Here is a 24195-nt window from a genome sequence, read left to right as displayed (position 1 = left end):
TGATGTTTCTTTACCGTCAGCCCTTCTTTCCTAATTTTTTTTGAAAGTGAGCTAAAAATTCGATATGATGGAAACGGTAAATTTTAATGAAAATATAGAGGTGTCAATATGCTTAAATTATTTTTGCCGAGTGAACATGTTAAAAGCATTTTTAATATAGATCCTCAAGAATTGAAAAAAAGAGGGATCAAGGGAGTCATTACCGATTTGGATAATACTCTCGTTGAATGGGACAGGCCAACTGCCACCCCCGATTTAATCAAATGGTTCGACAATTTGCGGGATCATGGGATTTTAGTGACGATCGTGTCCAATAATAATGAAAATCGGGTTCGGGCTTTTTCCGATCCGCTGCACATTCCGTTTATCTTCCAGGCCAGAAAACCGATGGTAAGAGCTTTCAATAAAGCCCGTAAGTCAATGGGATTGAAATTGGAAGAAACGGTGGTAATCGGCGATCAGTTATTGACGGATGTATTGGGAGGGAACAGAGGCGGGTTTCATACGATCTTAGTGCTCCCTGTAGCACAAACCGACGAATTCAGAACAAGGATCAATCGTTATTTTGAAAGAAAGATCATGGCGTTCTTTAAACGAAAAGGAATGATAGAATGGGAGGATCACAATTGAACAATCATCAAGAATTAGTGTGCATCGGCTGCGGTGTGAAGGTCCAGACTGAAGATCCGAAGGAGTTGGGCTATGCCCCTAAATCAGCCCTGGAAAAAGAGACGATCGTTTGTCAGCGCTGCTTTAAATTGAAACATTATAACGAAGTTCAGGATGTATCCTTAACAGACGATGACTTCTTGAAAATCTTGAATAAAGTAGGCGAAACCGACTCTTTAATCGTCAAAGTCGTCGATATTTTTGATTTCAATGGAAGCTGGCTGCCTGGCCTTCATCGATTTGTAGGAAGAAATGATGTTCTTTTGATCGGAAATAAGGTCGATTTATTGCCTAAATCCGTAAAAACGAACAAGTTGATCAATTGGATGAAGCAATCGTCCAAGGAATTGGGTCTAAACCCGGTTGATGTCCTGCTTGTCAGTGCGGAAAAGGGAAAGCACATACTGGAAGCGGCTGATGCGATTGAGCGGTACCGCAAAGGTAAAGATGTCTACGTGGTGGGCTGTACGAATGTAGGTAAATCCACTTTCATTAACCGTCTTATAAAAGAATTGAGCGGTGAAGACGATATCATCACGACTTCCCACTTCCCTGGGACTACCTTGGATATGATCGAAATTCCTTTGGATGATGAACAGGCATTGATCGATACACCAGGAATCATTAATCATCATCAAATGGCTCACTATGTGGACAAACGGGACTTCAAGGTGATTATGCCGAAAAAGGAAATCAAGCCGAGAGTTTACCAACTGAATGAAGGACAGACGCTATTTTTCGGAGGGTTGGCCCGGCTGGACTATGTCTCAGGCGGAAGGCGTTCACTGACTTGCTACCTTTCGAATGAATTGAATATTCACCGTACGAAACTGGAAAATGCCGATGAATTGTATAAAAACCATGCCGGGGAATTATTGACGCCCCCACGGCCTGAACAAATCGAGGAGTTTCCGAAGCTGATTCCACATGAATTCTCCTTGAAAGATGGTAAAATGGATATTGTGTTTTCTGGTCTTGGCTGGGTGACGGTCAATGAGCCAGGAGCGAAAGTCGTTGCACATGTTCCAAAGGGCGTCAATGTGATCGTTCGCAAATCATTAATCTAAATATAGGGGTCGTCTAGTCTATGAAAAAGATATATGGGGTAATGGGAGATCCAATTGCGCATTCGATGTCACCGGACATTCATAATGATGCTTTTGAAAAAGAAAATATAGAAGCGGTTTATCATCATTTTCATGTGACACCTGAGCGATTGAACGATGCCGTAAAAGGCATGAAAGCCCTTGGTATTGAAGGGTTTAACATCACGATTCCTCATAAGACTTCAATCATCCCTTTCCTTGATGAAGTGGATGAACTGGCCCTTGCAATCGGGGCTGTAAATACGGTTGTTAACAAAAATGGTCGGTTTATAGGGTATAATACAGACGGAAAAGGATTTTTCAAATCTTTATGCGATGAAATATCAGGTGACATCAAGGCTAAAAAAACGTTAGTGATCGGAGCGGGCGGTGCTGCGCGTGCGATTTATTTTACCCTCGTGAAAGAAGGGGTAAAGCAAGTTGATATTGCAAACCGGACAAAGGAAAGAGCGGCCCAGCTTGTTTCTGATTGCCCATATGATAAAGTATCGAAGGCACTCTCGATTATCGAAGCGGAAGAAAGCTTATCACAATATGATTTAATCATCCAAACGACTTCTTCTGGAATGAGTCCTGAATTGGATCATTCACCGTTAAAGGTCGACCAGCTTAAAACCGGTGCCATTGTCAGTGATATCATTTATAACCCTCTGCAAACCAAGCTGCTGCGTGAAGCGGGGGAAAAAGGGGCGGAAACGCAAAATGGGCTGGGGATGTTCATCAACCAGGCTGCGCTCGCTTTTGAGATATGGACAGGCATTATGCCGGATACAGCAAGAATGACAGATATTGTCTTGAACAAACTAGGAGGTAACACATGTTAACAGGAAAACAAAAAAGATTTTTACGATCAAAGGCCCACCACCTCAATCCAATTTTTCAAGTTGGTAAAGGTGGCGTCAATGATAATCTCATCAAGCAAATTGGTGAGGCGCTTGAAGTACGTGAATTAATCAAGGTCAGCATCCTGCAAAACTGTGAAGAGGACCGCGATGATGTGGGACTTTCTTTATCAAAGGGTGCACGGGCGGAATTGGTTCAGATTATCGGCAACACAATTGTGCTGTATAAAGAATCAAAAGAAAACAAACAACTTAAATTACCTTAAGGAACCTATCTATGAAAAAAATTGGAATTCTTGGCGGTACATTCAATCCTCCGCATATCGGGCATTTGATTATAGCGAATGAAGTGCTTGATGCCCTTGAGCTAGATGAAATCAGGTTCATGCCAAATCACGTTCCTCCACATAAGGAAAAATCGGAGGAAGTAACCGATATGGACAGGCTGGCTATGTTGGAAAACGCGATAGCCGGAAACCCATCTTTTTATATTGAGGGTATTGAAATAGAAAGAAAAGGCACATCTTATACGTATGACACGATAAAATTGCTTAAAGAGCTTGAGCCAACCAATGAGTTCTATTTCATAATTGGCGCAGACATGATTGAGTACTTACCGAATTGGCACCGTATCGACGAGCTGGTGCATATGGTAAATTTCGTCGGGGTGAAGCGCCCTGGATATAATGAAAAGACCGTATACCCAATCACGATGGTGAAAGTCCCCCAAATGTTCATTTCTTCTTCCATGATACGAAGGAAGTTAAGAACGGGGAAAACCGTGAAATATTTAATAGCAGATCCAGTGGTGAAGTATATTAAAGGGAATGGTTTATATGAATCGTGAGGAAGCATTGGCACTGGTCAAAGAACAAATCACTGAGCACAGGTACATTCATACCTTGGGTGTGGTTGAGTCAGCGATTGAACTTGCTGAACGGTATGGTGCCGACGTCCAAAAAGCGGAACTGGCAGCCATTTTCCATGATTATGCAAAATTCCGTCCAAAAGAGGAAATGGAGCAAATTATTATCGCTGAAAAAATGGACCAGGCGTTACTTGAATACAATATGGAGCTGTGGCACGCTCCTGTCGGGGCTTATCTGGTGAAAAAGGAAGCTGGCATTCAGGACGCTGAAGTCTTGGATGCGATTGCCTATCACACGTCTGGCAGGGTTGGCATGAGCCTTTTGGATAAAGTCGTATACCTTGCCGACTATATTGAGCCGGGACGTTCTTTTCCCGGTGTCGAAGAAGTCAGGCAGACGGCAAAGCAAAACTTGGATCATGCTGTCATCCAGGCTTTAAGGAATACTGTTGTTTTTTTAATGAAAAGAAATCAGGCAATTTACCCTGACACATTTAAGACATATAATGATTTGATCATGAATTTGAAGGAGAAGATGTAATGACTGAACGTGAACTTCTTGTAATTGCAGCAAAAGCGGCGGATGATAAAAGAGCGGAGGATATCGTGGCATTGAACATGCAAGGTATTTCCCTTGTAGCGGATTACTTTTTGATCTGCCACGGTAATTCTGAAAAACAAGTACAAGCAATAGCTCGTGAAATGAAGAGCAAAGCTGATGAATCAGGAATCAATGTAAAACGTCTTGAAGGCTTTGACGAGGCGAAATGGGTGCTTGTGGATCTTGGCGATGTAGTGGCCCATATTTTCCATAAAGATGAAAGAAACTACTATAATCTTGAACGTTTATGGGGAGATGCACCTTTTGAAGATCTAGAGAGTGAACTGACTACATGACTTATGAACGCTTTGCCTATGTATACGATGAATTGATGAAGGACGCACCTTATGAAAAATGGCTGATGATCCTTACGGCGAAGCTGGAACAGTATGGAATTGGTGGAAGGAAAGTCCTGGATTTAGCGTGTGGAACCGGGGAAATGACAGTTGAATTGGCGCAGCATGGATTCGAAGTCACCGGCGTGGATTTATCTGATGAAATGCTTCTTGTTGCCAATGAAAAGGCGGTTAAGCTTGGATTATCAATTCCGCTTTTCCAGCAGAATATGGCAGAACTCGAGGGACTTGGCCAATTTGATTGTGTCACGATTTTTTGTGATTCGCTGAACTACCTTCGCGATGAGGAGGATATAGTCAAGACGTTCAGCCGGGTTCATGAGCATTTGAAGGATGGCGGATTATTCTTGTTTGATATCCATTCCATTTATAAAATGGAAGAAATCTTTCGCGATAATACGTTTGCTGTCAACGGTGAAGAAGTATCTTATATATGGGACTGCTTCCCGGGTGAAGAACTTTACAGTGTTGAGCATGATTTAAGTTTTTTCGTAAGGGACGATGAAAGCGGACTGTATGACCGTTTTGATGAGTTGCATTATCAACGGACCTATCCGGTTGAACAATATAAAAAGTGGTTGGAGCAAGCAGGTTTTACGGTTTCTGAAATTCTGGCGGATCTTGAAGAAGCACCGCTCGTAACGGAAACCGAAAGAATCTTGTTTGTAGCCAGTAAATAATAAAGAGGTCAAGAATCCCCGTTCGTACATCATCCTGTACGAGTGGAGGTCTGACCTCTTCTTTTTTTATTTTAAGAAGGAATTGAGATATAAATTACGAATATTAATAAGGATGGCCGAACTGCTTTTCAACTTCGTATAGGTCCTCTGCAAACTTTTCATGTGTCGCTTGAAAAAGATGATGGAACATTTCCCCTGTTTCAGCTTCTAAAACCTTGATCCCCTCACCCGTTATTCCACCCTTTACACAAACCTTTTCCTGCAAGGTCGGCAATGTATAAACCCCTTTACCAAGCAGTTCCCCTAAGCCAACCAGCATATTCTCAGTCAAAGTCGTAGCCGTTTCTTTATCTATCTTCGTCGTTTGGCAGGCCGCGTCAATAAAAGCTTGTGCTAAATAGCTGAAGAAGGCAGGACCGCAGCTGACGATATCGGAAGCTACCCGGGTTATATCATTTTCAATGATGACCGGTGCCGATATGGCGGAGGCCAAATCATATAAAGCTGACACTTTCTCTTTACTGCAGCTCTGGCTGAAACTCAGTAACGAAACCCCTGAACCGACACGGTTCGTTATGCTCGGTATAAAACGGGCACAGGGGGCATTCACTGCCGATTCAAGCTGGGAGACTGAAAGCGGGCTTGTGATGGAAATGACCAGCTGATCCCTTTTTATATGATGTTTGATGCCTTGTAATAGGCTGTTAATTTGTAATGGTTTTACACATAGAAAGATAAAGTCGGCTTGTTGGACGATTTCGGCTGCGCTTTCCGCAACCTTGATGCCAGGGTGTTTTTCTTTCAGCACCAATGCTTTGGAAAGTGTGCGATTTGTAATGACTAGATCTGCCGGATTCAATATTTTTGCCTCCAGCCATGCCTCGATTAAAATGGTACCCATATTTCCGGTTCCGATAACACCGATTTTCTTCAATTCCGTTCAACTCCTCTCACTTAAAGCGATTGATTCTCCTAAAAACACTATGTATTTTTAATCTGTCCTATGACTATGTATCGTGCGAAATCCAACAAGGAGGCAAAGAAATGGATGAAATTTTAAAAAGGAAAATGACGAAGATTACCGTTGCGGTGGCATTTGTTGCAGCTGGCATTTACTTTTTTTTGCAACAAGGGGAGGATCCGGCGGATACGGAAGATATATTTTCCATTTCTGAAAAAGAAGCTGAAATCGAACAAAGTGAAAATGAAACGGCTGCCGAACCTGTCATCATTAAAGTGGACATTAAAGGAGCGGTCAAGTCCCCAGGGATTTTTACTGCACAGGCAGGTGACCGGGTGATTGATTTAATTTCGGCTGCAGGCAGTTTTACGGACAAGGCCGATAAAAATAAAGTGAATTTTGCCCAAATCGTCGAAGACCAAATGGTCATTTATGTTCCGGAAATAGGTGAAGAAGTCACGGGGAGCTTGGAGAATATACCAGTCGGATCGTATGGTGATGCCGCCACTATGGGGGCGTCAGGAGGACTGGTGAACTTGAATACAGCTACACAGGAAGATTTGGAAACCTTGACGGGGATTGGACCATCCAAAGCGAATGCGATCCTGGAGTACAGGGAAACGGTAGGGAAATTCAAGGAGGTCGATGAATTGAAGAAGGTAACGGGAATCGGCGATAAAACGTTTGAAAGGTTACGGGATTCCATTTCGGTGAAATGAATGATTGAATATGCTACACAAATGGACAGGAAGAGGGTAAAATTGAAGAAAATCATTCTAGTGGTAAGGGGATACAACATGAACAGAATTAGTTGGGATCAATATTTCATGGCGCAAAGCCATTTATTAGCCTTAAGAAGCACATGTACACGCCTCACTGTAGGGGCGACCATCGTCAGGGACAACAGAATCATTGCGGGGGGGTATAATGGGTCCATTGCGGGTGGGACGCATTGTATTGATGACGGCTGTTATGTAATTGATAATCATTGTGTCAGAACGATACATGCAGAAATGAATGCACTTTTACAATGTGCGAAATTTGGGGTGCCTACTGATGGGGCGGAAATATATGTGACGCATTTTCCGTGTCTTCAGTGCTGTAAATCACTCATCCAAGCTGGTATCAAGGCTGTTTATTATGCGGAAGATTACAAAAATCATCCATATGCCCTGGAATTATTTAAACAGGCTGACGTCAAGACCGAGAAGGTTGAAGCAAAAGGGGCCATCGATGTTAATGGAAAACAAAAAAAGGACTTTGTATTCTCATTGTTAGCTCAACTTGAACGAACAGGCCTGGGAAAAGAAGCTGTATTGGAGCTGGAAAAGCAGGCCAATCAGATTTTTGAAAATTAAATAGGACAGGGGGGCAGGCATGGCTCGACACCTTATCTTATTAGCCGTTTCGGCCACATTTGGTGTTACGGCCCATTCTTTTATAAATGTAAGGCTGCTGATCATCATCCTTATTTTTCTCTGTTTACTTTACTTTTCGGTGGGATTAAGTGTGAAGGCCCTTAGTTTTCATTTGGTGATCATGGGGGTGTTTTTAGGGTCCGCCTCCTTCACCGATCACCGCAACAAAACTGCCTATCATGGAACGGAAAGCCAATTTATCATTACATTTACCGATCAACCGAATATAGATGGAAATTCTTTAAAAGGATTCGTTGCCAGTGAGAAAGGCGAACGGTTAGTGCTGCGTTATAAAATCACCACAGAACTGGAACAGGAAAAGCTGGGTCGGTTTCTGCGAATAGGTTTATCATGTCCTGCCGAAGGGACATTGCAAATTCCCGACAAAAACAGAAATGAAAACAGTTTCGATTATCAGCGTTATCTTTTGCGTCAAGGCACCCATTGGATTTTCAAAGCGGATTCAATTTCATTTCAAGATTGTAAAGTGGTTGGAAACCCGATTCTTGTTTCGATTCGTAATTTGCGCCTGAAGGGGATTACGTATATTAGAGAACACTTTCCGGAAGAATCCAGCGGTTTTGTCACAGCCCTCATATTCGGCGACCAGACATATATAGATGAAGGCGACCTTACTAATTATCAGCGGCTCGGACTGGTTCATTTACTGGCTATTTCCGGTCTTCATGTCAGTTTTTTAACGGGGCTGTTATTTTACTTCGGCATCAGGGTCGGGATTACACGGGAAAGAATGATGATGGCCATCTTAATCTTCCTTCCGGTTTACATGTTACTTTCAGGTGCCAGTCCATCAGTGGTGAGATCCTGTTTAATGGCTATGCTTTTCTTTCTACTGCTGCTTCTCAAGAAGCGAATCTCGGCGGGTATCGCAATCGGATCGGCTTATATGGCACTTTTGTTTTTTCGGCCTAATATGCTCTTTGATATAGGTTTTCAGCTTTCATTCGCGGTCACTTTCTCCATTATCATGTCTTCAAGCATTTTCTTGCAATACCCGAAGAAAACAACGCAGCTATTCATCGTCAGCTCCATATGCCAATTGGCATCCCTTCCGATTCTGCTTTTTCACTTTTTTGAAGCATTCTTTCTTGGGGTGTTTCTGAACGTATTGTATGTTCCGCTTTATTCCATCGTATTGCTGCCATTTTCACTGATTTCCCTCTTCATTCATATATTACTGCCTTCCTTGGGGCAACCCCTCATCTCATTATTGAATTATACCTTCATACTCTGCAATAAAGCTGCGGATGCTGCATCGGATTTGCCGCTGGCCTCCATTCCGTTTGGAAAACCGCCTTTCATCATGATGGGATTACTTGTTATTTCGCTTTTAGGATTATACCTGACATGGGAAGTATCCTTTGAAAAAAGTAAAATCTGGTGCGGAATAATAATTGTCCTTTTACTTTTGCAATATAACTTACAAAGGTTCTCGCCTTTTGGTGAAGTGCAGATCATCGACGTTGGGCAAGGTGACTCCATTTTAATTATCCTGCCTTTCAATCGCGGTAACTATTTGATTGATACGGGTGGACAAATTACATTTCCAATCGACACGTGGGCAAAAAAGCGAAAGAAGTTCAACACCGCGGATGATATCATTGTTCCATTATTGAAAAGTAAGGGAATCCACCAATTGGACAAACTGATTTTAACCCATCCGGACGCAGATCATATGGGAAGTGCAAAAGAATTAATAGAAAACTTTAAAGTTGGGGAGATCATCATTGGAGGCTGGAGTGAAGAGCAATACAGGGATATGGATTTTGTGACTGTGGCAAGAGATAAAAAAATGAAAATGACTGTCCTGAAAAGGGGGGACCATTGGGTGGCGGGCGGAGCGCCGTTTGCTGTGCTAAGTCCATATGAGAAAGAAGAAAATAAGAATGATTCATCCATAGTTCTATTCACGGAGCTTGGGGGATTTTCATGGTTATTGACCGGCGATATGGGAGAAGAAGGGGAAAGTGAACTTTTGAGAACATTTCCGCAGTTGCAGGCGGATATCTTGAAGGTCGGTCACCATGGCAGCAAAACTTCTTCTTCCACGCCCTTCCTTGAACAGCTGCAGCCGAAAGCGGCGCTTATTTCAGTTGGAAAAGATAATGGCTACGGTCACCCTCATCGAGACGTAATTGGGAATCTGGAGAGAAATGGCATAAAGGTGTTCAGGACGGACGAAGATGGTTCTATTATTTACAAGTATCACAAAAGCAGTGGAACCTTTCGGAAGACTCTCCCATAGTATGTAGAAAATCAAAAAGAAAGAGACTGCAGCGGCAGCCTCCATCAGGAAAAATAAGTGCATGTAGTAATTGAAATCAGGATCCGACAGCTTTAATGACGACAGCTATGGTGAACATGGCAGCGAAAAATACAAAAGAACCGATGAATCCTATAGCGGAATCAGCGACGTCATCTGTCTTTGATTGAACATTCTTTTCGAATTCGTTCATTGTTTACCCCTCCTATTTCTGCTAATAGTATAAAACATTACCAAAAAAAAATCTACAGGCTTCATTCCTTCATTTCCTTTACTGACAAGAGTTGTCACAAATAGTTTGGGATTTTGAGGTCAAAATAACAGTACAAACAAAGCAAGCGAAAAAGAAAAGCTCAATTTTTGTTCTACATGAATACTCTACCCGCTTTCAAGGGAGATTACCCGGGCCTTTCTTGAAAGTGTTCATATAGATCCGGAATTAGCCCTTTTAAAGGGCTAGTTCCCTTTATAGCTTGTCAAATGGTCCATCCACCTATACCATTAGAGAAGAATACATAGTAAAGAGGCGGATTCTATTGGTATTAGATGTTTGGAAAAGTATAAAAAAAGGGCAATTCGCGCCGGTATACTTGTTATATGGGTCGGAAGCCTATCTAATTAATGAAACGAAGCAGCTATTGATCGAGAATGTCCTTCACGAGGATGAGATGGATTTTAACTTTTCTCAATTTGATTTAGAAGAGACACCTGTTGAAACTGCACTTGAAGATGTCGAAACCCTCCCGTTTATTGGGGAAAGGCGCCTTGTTTTCATGCAAAACCCATTTTTTTTGACAGCTGAAAAAACGAAATCAAGAGTTGAACATAATGTGAAAAGACTCGAAGCGTATTTGGCTGACCCGGTTCCTTATTCAATTGTCGTATTGACCGCACCTTATGAGAAACTGGATGAACGGAAAAAAATCACCAAGGAACTTAAGCGTAAGGCGGTTCTCGTTGAAGCGAAAAAGCTTGGTGATCATGAGTTAAAAGGGTGGGTGAAGGAGAGGGTCGAAGCTTCTTCAGTCCAAATAGATGAGCAGGCTACAGAGCTTTTACTTGAACTTGCAGGAACGAATCTGATGATGCTTACGAATGAACTGGATAAAATGGTGCTTTATGTAGAAGCTGATAAACACATTACGGTCGAGGTAGTGGAAAAGCTGGTTGCTAAATCCCTTGAACAGAATATCTTCACGCTTGTTGATCATGTCTTACAGCGAAAAATGGAGAGTGCGATGACGATACTGCACGATCTTCTCAGGCAGAATGAAGAGCCGATCAAAATCTTGAGTGTCATGGCGGGTCAGGTCAGGCTCATGTATCAAGTGAAGGAGCTTTCCCGTCAGGGTTATAGCCAGCAAAAAATTGCAGGTCAACTGAAGGTGCACCCATACAGGGTAAAGCTGGCACTTGAAAAGACGGGGAAATTCCAGGAACGCGAGCTATTGAGCATCATCAACGACTTAGCGGAAGCGGATTATAAAATGAAGACGGGCCAAGCCGATAAGGCAATCACGCTTGAGCTGCTGCTTTTAAAAATTAGATGATAAAAAAAGGCGGCAGATATCCTGCTGCCTTTTTTATGCAAAAAACGGCACAAAAAAAACGATCCGGTTGGATCGTTTAATTTTTTGTCATTATGCGTTAAGAGCGTTAAGTCTTTTCGCTAAACGAGATTTTTTACGGGCTGCCGCATTTTTATGGATTAATCCTTTAGATGCAGCTTTGTCTAATTTCACAGCAGCTGTTAAAAGAGCTTCTTTAGCAGCTTCAACGTTTTCACCAGCTAATGCAACTTCAGCGTTTTTCACTGTAGTACGCATAGTTGATCTAACAGTAATGTTATGAACGCGTTTTTTGTCGTTGATTTTTACACGTTTAATAGCAGATTTAATGTTTGGCATTCCGTTCACCTCCTACAAAGAAATCGAGATTATATGAACTCGACTTTTCAAATCCATATCAAATAGCACAAGTGATATTCTATCAGACTGCCCATAAATATGCAATACTTCAGATTGAGAATCGAAAAGTAATTATAATTTCGGGAATAAATTCATCTCGTCATCACTCATTGTACCAAAAAAATGAATAATAAAAAAGCAAAAACGACAGAATGTTTAAGAGAGACTATTGAAAATACTAGATTAGATTCAATTCAAACATCAGGAGGCCGTTATGGAAAATAATTTGGACCTTAGTGAATACGGAATTCGTACAGATTTGGCGATTGAAGCAAAGGAAATTGCCCTTGAACATAAAGGTGTTGTAGAGGAAGTGGATGTATCCCGTATCGAAGGGGTCATTATTAAGGAAAAAGAAGTGGATGATCTGAAGGTATCCTTAGTCGAGGTCACGGCTGAGGGTGAAAAAGAAATCGGGAAGAAGCAGGGCAGCTATTTGACCATCGAAGTGCAGGGGATCCGCCAGCAGGATACGGATACGCAGCAACGGGTGGAAAAGGTGTTCGCCAACGAACTGGCTTCCTTTTTGAAACGGAATAAAATCACCAAAGAAAGCAGTTGTTTGGTTGTCGGCCTTGGTAATTGGAATGTTACTCCCGATGCTCTTGGGCCTGCAGTCGTTGAGAACCTTGTGGTCACAAGACATTTGTTCGAATTGCAGCCGGAGTCCGTCAAGGAAGGCTATCGGCCGGTCAGTGCGATTTCCCCCGGGGTGATGGGGATTACGGGAATCGAGACGAGTGACATCATAAAAGGAGTCATCGAAAAAAGTAATCCGGATTTCCTGATCGTCGTTGACGCATTGGCTGCCCGTTCGATCGAACGAGTGAATTCGACGATTCAAATAACGGATACAGGCATCCATCCTGGGTCTGGTGTTGGGAATAAACGAAAAGAATTGAGCCAGGCTACACTGGGAGTTCCTGTTATAGCGATTGGTATACCTACCGTCGTGGATGCCGTATCAATTGCCAGCGATACGATAGATTATATCTTGAAGCACTTTGGCAAGGAACTGAATGAAGGGGACAGGCCATCACGTTCGTTGGCGCCCGCTGGATTCAGTTTTGGAAAGCGCACAAAGCTGACCGAAGAGGATATGCCAGGTGAAAAGGAGCGCCAAACCTTCTTGGGAATGATAGGTGTCCTCCCTGATGAAGAGAAACGGAAATTGATTTATGAGGTACTGTCACCGCTTGGTCAAAATTTAATGGTTACACCGAAAGAAGTCGATGTTTTCATTGAGGATATGGCCAATTTAATAGCCAATGGGTTAAATGCAGCCTTGCATCATTCAATAAATCAAGATAATACCGGCTATTACACCCGTTAAATCATTTTTAGTGCCCAAAAATGGTGTTCTACCCTTTCTAGCAAAGTCATAGGTATTAATAGACAAGCTATAGAGAGGGTGGAAGGATGAAAAGAAGAAATTCCCCAGGAATCATAACAGCCGTTCACGGATCAACAATAATAAAAACTTTTCTAGGTATTCTCGCCTTGCTTCTTTTTGTTTTTTCAGTCAGTGGGGTCATGACTTCCCTAAGACCGGAGTATCGGATATCTTCTAATTCCGTACATACTGTAGCCAACCAATTCTCGGGAAAAATGCTGTTCTCGATGCTGGCCAATGAAAATCATTATCTTTTTAATGCCCTGCCGGAAGGTAAGCAGGAATCGATGATCACGAATCAATTGATAAAAGCTTCGACCAACATTTCGCTGGAGGACCCGCGAAGCTTACTTGGCAGGGAACTTCCTGGCTTTTCGATTTTTGATAATGAGATCCTCGTTGCCGGGGAAGGAACGAATTATACGAATATGCCATACGAATCCTCGCCGCCAGTGGACGTCCTGAATGAAGAAAGGGATGCGTCCCTGCAAAACCTGGATGAGATTGAAGAACCGGAAAAAGGAGTCGCCGATCAGCCGAAACAAACGACGAATGGACGGAAAGTGGTCGAGATATACCATAGCCATAACCGGGAGTCATATCTTCCATATTTAAAAGGAGTGACCAACCCGGATCTAGCCTATCATTCGAAAATCAATATTACGAAACTCGGGGAACGGATGGTTGAAGATATGGCTGATAAGGGGATTGGCTCCTCGCTCGATAAAACGGATATCATGGGAAATCTGAATAATAAAGGATTGAATTATGCCAAATCCTATCAAGAATCACGAAAATCCGTCCAGACGGCATTGGCCAATAACAAAGATTTAGAATATATCATTGATATCCATCGTGATTCTAAACGAAAAAAACATACGACCATTAACATTAAAGGTAAAGATTATGCCAAGATTGCCTTCGTGGTTGGGGGCAATAACCCGAACTTCGAAAAAAATGCAGCGCTTGCCAATAAGCTTCATAAAGCTTTGGAGAAAAAATACCCTGGCATTTCACGAGGGGTTATGAAACAAGGCGGAGCGGGACATAATGGAGTATACAATCAGGATTTGTCAGGCAATGCCATGCTCTTGGAAATTGGCGGTGTTGATAATACTTTCGAGGAAATGTACTTGACCGTTGATGCCTTTACCGAGGTTTTCAGTGAATTTTACTGGGATGCCAAAGCAGTGGATAACCCGACCGGGGATTCGGAAGCGCAGTAATTTGAAAGGAGTTCTCTTATCATGGTTCGATTTTGGTTGAAATGTACAGGGATTGTGCTCGTATTATTTTTAGGTGTTCTAATCGGGATGCAGCAAGCGAACGACGGGATGAAAAAAATGAAGGGGTATGAAGATCCCTCTTTGAATAGTGCATTCATTATTAACCAATCGGACCAAGGCGAGATGGAAGCGGATATCCTTGGCGAAAAAGTAACGAGTCATGATTTGGAGACGAAAAAAGAAAAGCTTGAAGAAATGAAGGCCTTCAACTTTTTCTCATCGATCGGCAAAACGCTTGGAGAGACCATATCAGGTGCCTTTCAAGCACTTATTGATATGATTTAGGTATGAAATAAGTTGAGTGTGCCCTGCCAAAAGGCTGCATCCGAATCCGGAATGCAGCCTTTTTTTATCCGTTGCCCTGTAATGATGCTTCTTTTGTAACTATTCTGTTGAATCTTGCATTTTCTATTGATATAATAAAAAATAGTGTATTGTGTCGACAAGTGGGAGTGAACGTCATGAATAGAGAAGAAAAATTAAAAAGACAATCAAAAATTCGTAACTTTTCCATCATCGCTCATATTGATCATGGTAAATCTACATTGGCGGATCGGATCATTGAAAAAACGAACGCCATGACTCAGCGTGAAATGAAGAGTCAGTTGTTGGATTCCATGGATTTAGAGCGTGAGCGTGGAATTACGATTAAATTGAATGCGATTCAATTGAAATATAACGCGAAAGATGGAGAAGAATATATCTTCCATCTTATTGATACACCGGGACATGTCGATTTTACGTATGAAGTGTCACGAAGCCTTGCAGCTTGTGAAGGAGCTGTCCTTGTTGTCGATGCGGCACAGGGTATTGAGGCCCAAACGCTTGCAAACGTTTATTTAGCATTGGACAACAACCTGGAAATCATTCCGGTCATCAATAAAATCGATTTGCCGAGTGCAGATCCGGAACGGGTGCGTGGAGAGATCGAGGAAGTGATCGGGTTGGATGCTTCCGATGCAGTCTTGGCTTCGGCTAAAGCGGGAATCGGAATCGAGGAGATTCTGGAACAGGTCGTTGAATTGGTTCCAGCTCCAAAAGGTGATCCAGATGCTCCTTTCAAGGCTCTTATTTTCGATTCACTGTTTGATGCGTACCGCGGTGTAGTTGCCTATATCCGTGTTGTTGAGGGTTCCATTAAAGTGGGCGACAAAATCAAAATGATGTCCACTGGCAAGGAATTCGATGTTACCGAATTGGGTGTCTTCAACCCTAAAACCCAGCTGTTGGATGAACTGAACGTAGGTGATGTAGGTTTCCTTACGGCATCCATTAAAAACGTTGGTGATACGACTGTTGGTGATACGATTACCAGTGCCGTGAATAGTGCGACAGAACCATTGCCGGGTTACCGGAAGATGAATCCGATGGTATATTGCGGTCTATACCCAATTGACGCATCGAAATTCAATGATTTACGGGATGCGTTGGAGAAATTGGAATTGAACGATTCAGCGCTGCAGTTCGAGGCGGAATCATCGCAAGCATTGGGCTTCGGTTTCCGTTGCGGATTCCTTGGACTCCTTCATATGGAAATTATCCAGGAACGGATTGAACGTGAATTCAAAATCGATCTGATCACCACTGCACCGAGTGTTATTTATGATGTGGTCCAAACGGACGGAACGGTCCTGAAAGTGGATAACCCGTCTAATATGCCTGATGCTCAAAAAATCGAACGGGTCGAGGAGCCATATGTCAAAGCAACGATGATGGCACCGACGGAGTTTGTCGGGGCGATCATGGAAATCTGTCAAAATAAACGCGGTAACTTCATTGATATGGCATATATCGATGAGACCCGTGTAAGCATTCATTACGAAATACCATTATCGGAAATCGTGTATGATTTCTTCGATCAATTGAAATCCAATACAAGAGGCTATGCTTCATTCGATTATGAGCTGATCGGCTATAAACCGTCCAAGCTTGTGAAAATGGATATCTTGCTGAATGCTGAAACTGTCGATGCTTTAAGTTTCATCGTTCATAAGGACTTTGCTTATGAACGCGGTAAAGTCATCGTTGAAAAATTGAAGAAATTGATTCCAAGACAACAATTTGAAGTGCCGATCCAAGCAGCAATCGGGCAAAAAATCATCGCCCGTTCTTCAATTAGTGCAATGCGCAAAAACGTATTGGCTAAATGTTACGGCGGCGATATTTCCCGTAAACGTAAGTTGCTCGAAAAACAGAAAGAAGGTAAAAAGCGGATGAAACAGGTAGGTTCCGTTGAAGTTCCGCAAGAAGCTTTCATGGCTGTTTTGAAAATGGATGATACGACACCAAAGAAATAAATAAAATAAACGATAGATAGAAAAAAGAGGGTAGAGGAAATCTAGCCTCTTTTTCTATCGACTCATTCGATTAAAAGGTTGTGAACACAATGATCAAAAGCGCCTACCTCCATATACCATTTTGTGAACATATTTGTCACTATTGTGATTTCAATAAAGTATTTTTGCAGGGACAGCCGGTGGACGAATATTTACAGATGATGAAAAGGGAAATGGAGATGCAGCTTTCCAAATACCCGACTGCCGGTTTGGATACGGTTTTCGTCGGTGGAGGGACACCGACCTCTCTGGATGAAAAGCAGCTTGCATTCTTATGTGAAGCGATCAATGAAACCCTGCCCTTTGATCCCAAAAAGGCTGAATATACATTCGAAGCCAATCCAGGGGATCTTTCGAGGAAAAAACTCGAGATACTTTATGATTCAGGAGTCAATAGACTTAGCTTTGGAGTGCAAAGCTTCAATGATGAATTGTTAAAACGAATTGGCCGGACTCACCGGGCTATAGAAGTTTATGAAACGATTCATTTGGCTCAAGAGGTTGGCTTTACGAATATCAGCATCGACTTGATATATGGATTGCCAGGCCAAACGATGGAAGATTTCAAGGATACGCTGGATAAAGCGATTGCCCTTCAATTGCCGCACTATTCCAGCTACTCATTGATCGTTGAGCCGAAGACGGTTTTTTATAACCAGATGAGAAGGGGTAAATTGAACCTGCCGCCGCAGGAGCTCGAGGCTTCGATGTATGAGAGGCTAATGGAAGAGATGGAGAAGCATGGTCTGCATCAATATGAAATCAGTAATTTTGCCCGAGCTGGGTTTGAAAGCAGGCACAACCTGACATATTGGGATAATGTGGAGTATTATGGGATTGGTGCAGGTGCACATGGCTATACTGGAGGAAAAAGGGTGGCCAATCACGGTCCTGTGAAGAAATATATTACGCCATTGCTGGAGAACGAGCTGCCTGTATTGGAAGAACACCCAGTACCGCTTCATGAACGGATGGAAGAGGAGATGTTTTTGGGGCTCCGGAAAACGGAAGGTGTATCATTGGAAATCTTCAAGAATAAATTTTTTGTTGAAATGACGGAGATTTTCAGGAAACCGCTCGAAGAAGGATCGGCAAAGGGTCTGCTTAAGGTGGAAGGCGGGTTCGTGCGCTTGACTGAGCAGGGCAAACTGCTTGGGAATGAAGTGTTCCAATCATTTTTGGGCGTTATTGATTCCGACTGAAGGAAACTCAAGTTATTTTAACGGTGAATTAGCGGTTTTCATTGTTGACATCATAAGCTTCATTTGATAATTTATTAGTATATTAGCACTCGATGAGACAGAGTGCTAACAGAGGTGATCATACATGCTAACTGATCGTCAATTATTGATTCTTCAAGTGATAATCGAGGATTTCATCCATTCTGCCCAGCCAGTCGGGTCACGAAGCTTGTCGAAGAAAGATGAAATTACGTTCAGCTCTGCCACAATTCGCAACGAAATGTCCGATCTTGAAGAAATGGGATTTTTAGAAAAAACCCATACCTCTTCCGGTAGGATCCCTTCTGAAAAAGGGTATAGATATTATGTGGATCATTTACTTTCTCCTCAAGCTCCGAAAAAGAATGAAGTGAAGATATTAAAATCCGTTTTCGTAGAACGAATTTATGAATTGGAAAAGATCGTTCAGAAGTCAGCGAAAATACTTTCGGAACTGACGAATTATACGGCGATTGTACTGGGGCCAAAAGTGAATGAGCATAAGCTGAAAAAAATCCAGATCATTCCTTTAAGTCCTGAAACGGCAATAGCCATCATCATTACCGATACAGGTCATGTGGAAAATCGAATGATTTCCTTACCGCCTTCTTTTGATATAAACGAAATTGAAAAGATGGTGAACATATTGAATTCCCGTTTGGTCGATGTTCCGTTAGTTGATCTGAAGGATAAGATTTATAAGGAAGTGGCAGTTCTGTTGAGCCGCCATATCCATAACTATGGATCGATGGTCTCGGTCCTTGCGGAGACCCTGACGGACACAAAGCCCGAAAAAATATTTTTCGGCGGGAAAACTAATATGCTGAGGCAGCCGGAGTTTCATGATATTGCTAAAGTAAGCACGCTTTTATCGATGATTGAGCAGGAACAGGGATTTTATGAGCTGATTACTCAAAATCCATCGGGCATCCACGTCAAGATTGGCCGTGAAAATCAAAATACAGTGCTCGATGACTGCAGTTTGATAACGGCGACCTACTCAATCGGGCAGGAGCAAGTGGGCACATTGGCTATATTGGGTCCAACGAGAATGGAATATTCGAGAGTGATCAGTTTGCTTTCGTTTTTCTCGAAAGATTTAACGGCCCTAATGACAAAACTGTATCAAAAATAGTAGCAAAGGTAATATTGTTAAGGTGGCGGGGGAGCATATTCCGCGGCCTGGCATATTACTTTAGCATAAATTGTATAAACCCTTTTAGGGAGGTGAGATTGTGACAGAAAATAAAAACGAAGAACAAACATTGGAAAATGAAACAATCGAGGAAAGTGCTGCAGAAGCAGTTTTCGCTGAAGAAGAAATTCCAGCGGAAGATAACCAAGGTCCGGTTGAAAAAGATGAACTTCAATTGGCTCATGAAAAGATTGCTGAACTTGAGGCGAAAATCGAAGAAATGGATAACCGTTATCTTCGTCTGCAGGCCGATTTTGATAATTCAAGACGCCGTGCCAAGCTTGATATGGAGGCGGCTCAAAAATATAGAGTTCAAAGCATTGCTAGTGATTTAGTGGAGGCTCTTGATAATTTTGAAAGAGCTACAAAAATCGAAGCGGAAAATGAACAGACGAAATCCTTGCTATCCGGCATGGAAATGGTCTATAAAGCGATTACTGATGCATTGTCTAAAGAAGGCATCGAACCGATCAGTTCGGTTGGCCAAGAGTTCGATCCGCGTTTGCATCAAGCGGTCATGCAAGTTCAAGATGAAAACTTCGGTTCGAACATCGTCGTCGAGGAATTCCAAAAAGGATACCTTCTTAAAGACCGTGTGATTCGACCTGCAATGGTAAAAGTGAACGAATAGGATTTTTACATATAAATAATTGGGAGGTAGTGAAACTATGAGCAAGATTATTGGTATTGACTTAGGTACAACAAACTCTTGTGTATCTGTACTTGAAGGCGGGGAACCAAAAGTAATCCCGAATCCAGAAGGAAACCGTACAACACCATCCGTAGTGGCATTCAAAAATGGAGAAAGGCAAGTAGGGGAAGTGGCAAAACGCCAAGCGATTACAAACCCTAACACGATCATTTCCATTAAACGCCATATGGGTACCAACCATAAAGAAGTAATTGAAGGAAAAGAATACTCACCTCAAGAAGTTTCTGCAATCATCCTTCAATACTTGAAATCATACGCTGAAGAGTATCTTGGCGAAAAAGTTACTAAAGCGGTTATCACTGTACCTGCTTACTTCAATGATGCAGAACGTCAAGCAACAAAGGATGCTGGTCAAATTGCCGGCCTTGAAGTGGAACGTATCATCAACGAACCGACAGCTGCAGCACTTGCATACGGTTTGGATAAAACGGAAGAAGATCAAACGATCCTTGTATTCGACCTTGGCGGCGGTACATTTGACGTGTCGATCATGGAACTTGGAGACGGCGTTTTCGAAGTTAAGTCCACAGCCGGTGATAACCGTCTAGGTGGGGATGATTTCGACCAAGTCATCATTGATTACCTGGTTGAAGCATTCAAGAAAGAAAACGGAATCGACCTTTCAAAAGACAAAATGGCGGTTCAACGTTTGAAAGATGCAGCTGAAAAAGCGAAAAAAGATCTTTCCGGCGTAACGTCAACTCAAATTTCTTTACCATTCATCACTGCTGGAGAAGCTGGCCCGCTTCACTTGGATGTAACGATGACTAGAGCTAAATTCGATGAGCTTTCTTCAGGTCTTGTGGAACGCACTATGGGACCAACTCGTCAAGCATTGAAAGATGCTGGACTTTCAGCATCTGAAATCGACAAAGTAATCCTTGTTGGTGGATCTACACGTATTCCTGCGGTTGTTGAAGCGATCAAAAAGGAAATCGGTCAAGAACCAAGCAAAGGCGTAAACCCTGATGAAGTGGTGGCTATGGGTGCTGCAATTCAAGGTGGCGTATTAACAGGAGATGTTAAAGACGTTGTCCTTCTTGATGTAACTCCACTTTCACTTGGAATTGAAACGATGGGCGGAGTATTCACGAAACTGATTGACCGTAATACTACGATTCCGACAAGTAAATCACAAGTATTCTCGACAGCGGCTGATAATCAAACGGCAGTTGATATCCATGTCCTTCAAGGTGAGCGTCCAATGTCAGCGGATAACAAAACTCTTGGTCGTTTCCAATTGAGTGACATTCCGCCGGCACCGCGTGGAGTTCCACAAGTTGAAGTGACATTCGATATCGATAAAAACGGTATCGTGAATGTTCGTGCGAAAGATCTTGGCACGAACAAAGAACAAGCGATCACCATCAAATCATCTTCAGGACTTTCTGATGAAGAGATCGAACGCATGGTACGTGAAGCGGAAGAAAATGCCGATAGCGATAAACAACGTAAAGAAGAAGTTGAACTTCGTAACGAAGCTGATCAGTTAGTTTTCCAAACGGAAAAAACGCTAAAAGATCTAGAAGGCAAAGTGGACGAAGCGGAAGTAACAAAAGCGAATGAAGCGAAGGATGAACTGAAAGCTGCAATCGAGAAAAATGAGCTTGAAGAAATCCGCGTGAAAAAAGATGCGCTTAACGAAATCGTTCAAGCTTTGACAATGAAGCTTTATGAAGAAGCGGCAAAAGCTCAGCAAGCTGGAGAAGCCGGTGCTGGCGAATCAGCTCAAGACGATAATGTGGTTGATGCTGAATACACAGAAGTTAACGAAGAAGAGAAAAAATAAAAAGTGGCCCAATCGGGGCACTGAAATATTGGGCAGTTAGTTTCTGCCTGCCATTGTAAAAAAGTCAAAGTCAGGTTATCTTGACTTTGGCTTTTTTTACAATGGATGGAATCATTGTCAGGAAGTGTTACAATCGCTGGTGGGGAATCATGGGATTTTAGAGAAAAAGATGTGCAAATCGGGGCTGGCAGTACAAATTACAAAAATGTGTCAAAGCCGATTGTACTTTTCTAGTTGATTATTATCTTCGTTCAGTGATAATATTACCTTTATGTGAATCGAATCGGGAGTGGATTTTAGATATGAGTAAACGCGATTATTATGAGGTGTTAGGCCTTTCGAAAAGTGCTTCGAAGGATGAAATCAAAAAAGCGTATCGAAAGCTCTCCAAACAATATCACCCTGATATTAATAAAGCGGACGATGCTGCGGATAAATTCAAGGAAATCAAGGAAGCTTACGAAGTATTGAGTGACGAACAGAAAAAGGCCCATTATGACCAATTCGGACATACAGATCCCAATCAGGGCTTTGGCGGTCAGGACTTTGGCGGTTTTGGCGGTTTTGAAGATATTTTCAGTAGCTTCTTTGGTGGCGGCGGTCGCAGGAGAGATCCTAATGCACCGCGTCAAGGGGCGGATTTACAGTATACGATGACGCTTTCTTTTGAAGAGGCAGCATTCGGAAAAGAAACTGAGATCGAAATTCCGCGTGAAGAGAATTGTGATACATGTAAAGGATCTGGTGCCAAACCAGGTACAAAAGTGGAAAACTGTTCACATTGTCATGGAACCGGTCAATTGAATGTTGAACAAAACACAGCGTTCGGAAGGATTGTGAACCGGAGAGCATGTCACCATTGTCAAGGTACAGGAAAAATCATTCCTAATAAATGTTCAACATGCGGCGGCGACGGAAAAGTCCAAAAACGTAAAAAGATCCAAGTCAAGGTGCCAGCAGGAATTGATGATGGCCAGCAGTTGCGTGTAACCGGCCAAGGAGAGCCAGGAATCAATGGCGGTCCGGCAGGAGACCTGTATGTAGTCTTCCATGTACGCAGCCATGAATTCTTTGAGCGGGATGGCGATGATATTTATTGTGAAATGCCGGTTACCTTTGCCCAGGCAGCATTGGGCGATGAAATAGAAGTTCCGACGCTGCATGGAAAAGTAAAGCTGAAGATTCCTGCAGGTACACAAACAAGCACTCGTTTCCGTTTAAAAGGCAAAGGTGTTCCGAATGTAAGAGGATATGGCCAAGGAGATCAGCATGTGGTCGTATTAGTGGTCACCCCTAAGAAATTAACGGAAAAACAAAAGGACTTGCTTCGTGAGTTCAGTGATATCAGCGGACAAGGCGTAGATGAACAAGATGATGGCTTTTTTTCAAAAGTAAAGCGTGCTTTTAAAGATAGGTGAATAAAAGTAAAAGAACAAATTGGGAGTTGGTAGATTATGAAGTGGTCTGAATTTGCAATCCAAACAACGAATGAAGCGGTTGAACCTGTTTCGAATATTCTTCATGAGGCAGGTGCGAGCGGTGTTGTCATTGAGGATCCTCTAGAATTAGTCAAGGAACGTGAAAATGTTTTTGGCGAAATCTACCATTTAAACCCAGATGATTATCCGGATGAAGGTGTAGTCATCAAGGCTTATCTGCCCGTTAACAGCTTCCTTAACGATACAGTTGATGCTATTAAGGAATCAATCAATAATCTCCTTCTTTTTGATATAGACCTTGGGAAAAATGTTGTTTCAATTAGTGAAGTGAACGAGGAAGAGTGGGCGACGGCTTGGAAAAAATATTATAACCCCGTCAAGATATCCGAACGTTTTACCATCGTGCCAACATGGGAAGACTACACTCCAGTAAGCAGTGACGAATTGATCATTGAACTTGATCCAGGCATGGCTTTCGGAACGGGTACACACCCGACTACGGTCATGTGCATCCAAGCGCTGGAGCGTACAGTACGGCCTGGGGATTTAGTCGTTGATGTAGGAACGGGTTCTGGTGTTCTAAGCATTGCAGCTGCATTATTGGACGCAAAACGAATCCAGTCCCTTGATTTGGATGAAGTGGCAGTACAGTCAGCCATACAAAACGTGGAAATAAATAACGTGCAGGATAAAGTGTCCGTTTCACAAGGCAATTTGCTGGATGGTGTGAATGAACAAGCGGATATCGTCGTGGCTAATATTCTTGCCGAGGTGATCATGCGTTTTACGGATGATGTAGCGAAGGTCGTTAAACCTGGCGGACATTTCATCGCTTCCGGAATCATTCAAACTAAGAAACAAGATGTGAAGGATGCGATTATAGCATCTGGTTTCACCGTTGAGGAAACGATCTTGATGGAAGATTGGGTGGCAATAATAGCGAAAAGAAATGATTAATTGAAAAAGTTACTCTGATTATCGGGTATTTTGATAGTCAGAGTACCTTTTTTTAGCTTGAATCTTTGCATGGCTTGCATTCTGGATTCCTGACTGTTAGCCTGTGAGTTTTTTAG

25 protein-coding genes are annotated in these 24195 nt (G+C 42.5%); 22 read left to right on the top strand and 3 right to left on the bottom strand.

All coding sequences use genetic code 11. The features are described from left to right. The first annotated feature begins 108 nt into the window (after positions 1 to 108). The 8 genes from ABC374_RS16590 to ABC374_RS16555 are packed head-to-tail and all read left to right on the top strand — an operon-like array spanning position 109 to position 5122. Entirely contained in the window at positions 109 to 630 is a 522-nt protein-coding gene (locus tag ABC374_RS16590; RefSeq protein ID WP_101222627.1) for a YqeG family HAD IIIA-type phosphatase, read from the top strand. Beyond that, positions 627 to 1736: a ribosome biogenesis GTPase YqeH gene (gene yqeH / locus ABC374_RS16585; protein ID WP_413018975.1), complete on the top strand. Its 1110-nt coding sequence runs from the start codon at positions 627 to 629 to the stop codon at positions 1734 to 1736. The genes ABC374_RS16590 and yqeH overlap by 4 nt, the downstream gene beginning before the upstream one ends. A 20-nt stretch (positions 1737 to 1756) precedes the next feature. Continuing rightward, positions 1757 to 2599, top strand: a complete 843-nt coding sequence (aroE, locus tag ABC374_RS16580; RefSeq protein WP_350299527.1) for a shikimate dehydrogenase — start codon at positions 1757 to 1759, stop codon at positions 2597 to 2599. Beyond that, positions 2593 to 2883 (top strand): ribosome assembly RNA-binding protein YhbY, encoded by a 291-nt coding sequence (yhbY, locus tag ABC374_RS16575; protein WP_076365174.1) that lies wholly within the window; start codon positions 2593 to 2595, stop codon positions 2881 to 2883. Before aroE ends, yhbY begins: the two co-directional genes overlap by 7 nt. Before the next feature lie 11 nt (positions 2884 to 2894). Further along, positions 2895 to 3464, top strand: a complete 570-nt coding sequence (locus ABC374_RS16570; protein WP_098369749.1) for a nicotinate-nucleotide adenylyltransferase — start codon at positions 2895 to 2897, stop codon at positions 3462 to 3464. Then, positions 3454 to 4026: a bis(5'-nucleosyl)-tetraphosphatase (symmetrical) YqeK gene (gene yqeK, locus ABC374_RS16565; RefSeq protein ID WP_350299526.1), complete on the top strand. Its 573-nt coding sequence runs from the start codon at positions 3454 to 3456 to the stop codon at positions 4024 to 4026. The genes ABC374_RS16570 and yqeK overlap by 11 nt, the downstream gene beginning before the upstream one ends. Further along, positions 4026 to 4382, top strand: a complete 357-nt coding sequence (rsfS, locus tag ABC374_RS16560; RefSeq protein ID WP_101222622.1) for a ribosome silencing factor — start codon at positions 4026 to 4028, stop codon at positions 4380 to 4382. The genes yqeK and rsfS overlap by 1 nt, the downstream gene beginning before the upstream one ends. After that, positions 4379 to 5122, top strand: a complete 744-nt coding sequence (locus ABC374_RS16555) for a class I SAM-dependent DNA methyltransferase (protein ID WP_350299525.1) — start codon at positions 4379 to 4381, stop codon at positions 5120 to 5122. Before rsfS ends, ABC374_RS16555 begins: the two co-directional genes overlap by 4 nt. Positions 5123 to 5225: 103 nt before the next feature. Here ABC374_RS16555 and comER read toward each other — a convergent pair whose 3' ends face one another. Then, on the bottom strand, positions 5226 to 6056 hold the full coding sequence (gene comER / locus ABC374_RS16550; protein ID WP_413018970.1) for a late competence protein ComER: 831 nt from the start codon (positions 6054 to 6056) through the stop codon (positions 5226 to 5228). Positions 6057 to 6166: 110 nt separating this feature from the next. Here comER and ABC374_RS16545 point away from each other — a divergent pair, with 110 nt between their 5' ends. From ABC374_RS16545 to ABC374_RS16535, 3 genes are all read left to right on the top strand, one after another. Further along, positions 6167 to 6802 carry a helix-hairpin-helix domain-containing protein gene (locus ABC374_RS16545; protein WP_413018967.1) on the top strand — a complete coding sequence of 212 codons (636 nt, stop codon included), beginning with the start codon at positions 6167 to 6169 and terminating at the stop codon, positions 6800 to 6802. 78 nt (positions 6803 to 6880) lie between these two features. Continuing rightward, a complete protein-coding gene (locus ABC374_RS16540) occupies positions 6881 to 7441 on the top strand; it encodes a ComE operon protein 2 (protein ID WP_413018965.1) in 561 nt (186 codons plus the stop codon). Positions 7442 to 7460: 19 nt separating this feature from the next. Beyond that, positions 7461 to 9767 carry a DNA internalization-related competence protein ComEC/Rec2 gene (locus ABC374_RS16535; protein ID WP_413018963.1) on the top strand — a complete coding sequence of 769 codons (2307 nt, stop codon included), beginning with the start codon at positions 7461 to 7463 and terminating at the stop codon, positions 9765 to 9767. A gap of 76 nt (positions 9768 to 9843) precedes the next feature. On the opposite strand, the gene ABC374_RS16530 is transcribed toward ABC374_RS16535, so the two are convergent. Further along, complete coding sequence (locus tag ABC374_RS16530) at positions 9844 to 9978, bottom strand: YqzM family protein (RefSeq protein ID WP_034308559.1); 135 nt, start codon at positions 9976 to 9978, stop codon at positions 9844 to 9846. 343 nt (positions 9979 to 10321) lie between these two features. Between ABC374_RS16530 and holA the strand changes: the two genes are divergently transcribed. Further along, the gene (gene holA, locus ABC374_RS16525; protein ID WP_350299520.1) at positions 10322 to 11335 is read left to right on the top strand and encodes a DNA polymerase III subunit delta; all 1014 of its coding nucleotides are present in this window, start codon (positions 10322 to 10324) and stop codon (positions 11333 to 11335) included. A gap of 90 nt (positions 11336 to 11425) precedes the next feature. Here the strand turns inward: holA and rpsT are convergent, their stop codons facing one another. Further along, positions 11426 to 11692: a 30S ribosomal protein S20 gene (gene rpsT / locus ABC374_RS16520; RefSeq protein ID WP_034308554.1), complete on the bottom strand. Its 267-nt coding sequence runs from the start codon at positions 11690 to 11692 to the stop codon at positions 11426 to 11428. A gap of 274 nt (positions 11693 to 11966) precedes the next feature. Between rpsT and gpr the strand changes: the two genes are divergently transcribed. The 10 genes from gpr (at position 11967) to prmA (ending at position 24079) form a co-directional block, all read left to right on the top strand. Then, entirely contained in the window at positions 11967 to 13085 is a 1119-nt protein-coding gene (gene gpr, locus ABC374_RS16515; protein WP_241589849.1) for a GPR endopeptidase, read from the top strand. Between the two features lie 86 nt (positions 13086 to 13171). After that, positions 13172 to 14371: a stage II sporulation protein P gene (gene spoIIP, locus ABC374_RS16510; RefSeq protein ID WP_350299518.1), complete on the top strand. Its 1200-nt coding sequence runs from the start codon at positions 13172 to 13174 to the stop codon at positions 14369 to 14371. 21 nt (positions 14372 to 14392) lie between these two features. Beyond that, positions 14393 to 14716: a YqxA family protein gene (locus ABC374_RS16505; RefSeq protein ID WP_053535740.1), complete on the top strand. Its 324-nt coding sequence runs from the start codon at positions 14393 to 14395 to the stop codon at positions 14714 to 14716. A 176-nt stretch (positions 14717 to 14892) separates the two neighbouring features. Continuing rightward, a complete protein-coding gene (gene lepA, locus ABC374_RS16500; protein ID WP_413018959.1) occupies positions 14893 to 16728 on the top strand; it encodes a translation elongation factor 4 in 1836 nt (611 codons plus the stop codon). Positions 16729 to 16817: 89 nt separating this feature from the next. Continuing rightward, positions 16818 to 17969, top strand: a complete 1152-nt coding sequence (hemW, locus tag ABC374_RS16495) for a radical SAM family heme chaperone HemW (protein WP_350299517.1) — start codon at positions 16818 to 16820, stop codon at positions 17967 to 17969. Between the two features lie 124 nt (positions 17970 to 18093). Next, positions 18094 to 19122: a heat-inducible transcriptional repressor HrcA gene (gene hrcA, locus ABC374_RS16490; protein ID WP_048682856.1), complete on the top strand. Its 1029-nt coding sequence runs from the start codon at positions 18094 to 18096 to the stop codon at positions 19120 to 19122. A 100-nt stretch (positions 19123 to 19222) separates the two neighbouring features. Then, positions 19223 to 19813: a nucleotide exchange factor GrpE gene (grpE, locus tag ABC374_RS16485; RefSeq protein ID WP_413018956.1), complete on the top strand. Its 591-nt coding sequence runs from the start codon at positions 19223 to 19225 to the stop codon at positions 19811 to 19813. A gap of 37 nt (positions 19814 to 19850) precedes the next feature. Continuing rightward, positions 19851 to 21683, top strand: a complete 1833-nt coding sequence (gene dnaK / locus ABC374_RS16480; protein WP_202313405.1) for a molecular chaperone DnaK — start codon at positions 19851 to 19853, stop codon at positions 21681 to 21683. A gap of 302 nt (positions 21684 to 21985) precedes the next feature. Then, positions 21986 to 23101 (top strand): molecular chaperone DnaJ, encoded by a 1116-nt coding sequence (gene dnaJ / locus ABC374_RS16475; RefSeq protein ID WP_101222611.1) that lies wholly within the window; start codon positions 21986 to 21988, stop codon positions 23099 to 23101. A 36-nt stretch (positions 23102 to 23137) separates the two neighbouring features. Then, entirely contained in the window at positions 23138 to 24079 is a 942-nt protein-coding gene (prmA, locus tag ABC374_RS16470; protein ID WP_137019093.1) for a 50S ribosomal protein L11 methyltransferase, read from the top strand. Positions 24080 to 24195 lie beyond the last annotated feature (116 nt).

The organism is Peribacillus phoenicis (assembly GCF_047238085.1).
In the GTDB taxonomy this organism is placed as follows: Bacteria; Bacillota; Bacilli; order Bacillales; family DSM-1321; genus Peribacillus.
This window is presented reverse-complemented; position numbering and strand designations above follow the sequence as displayed.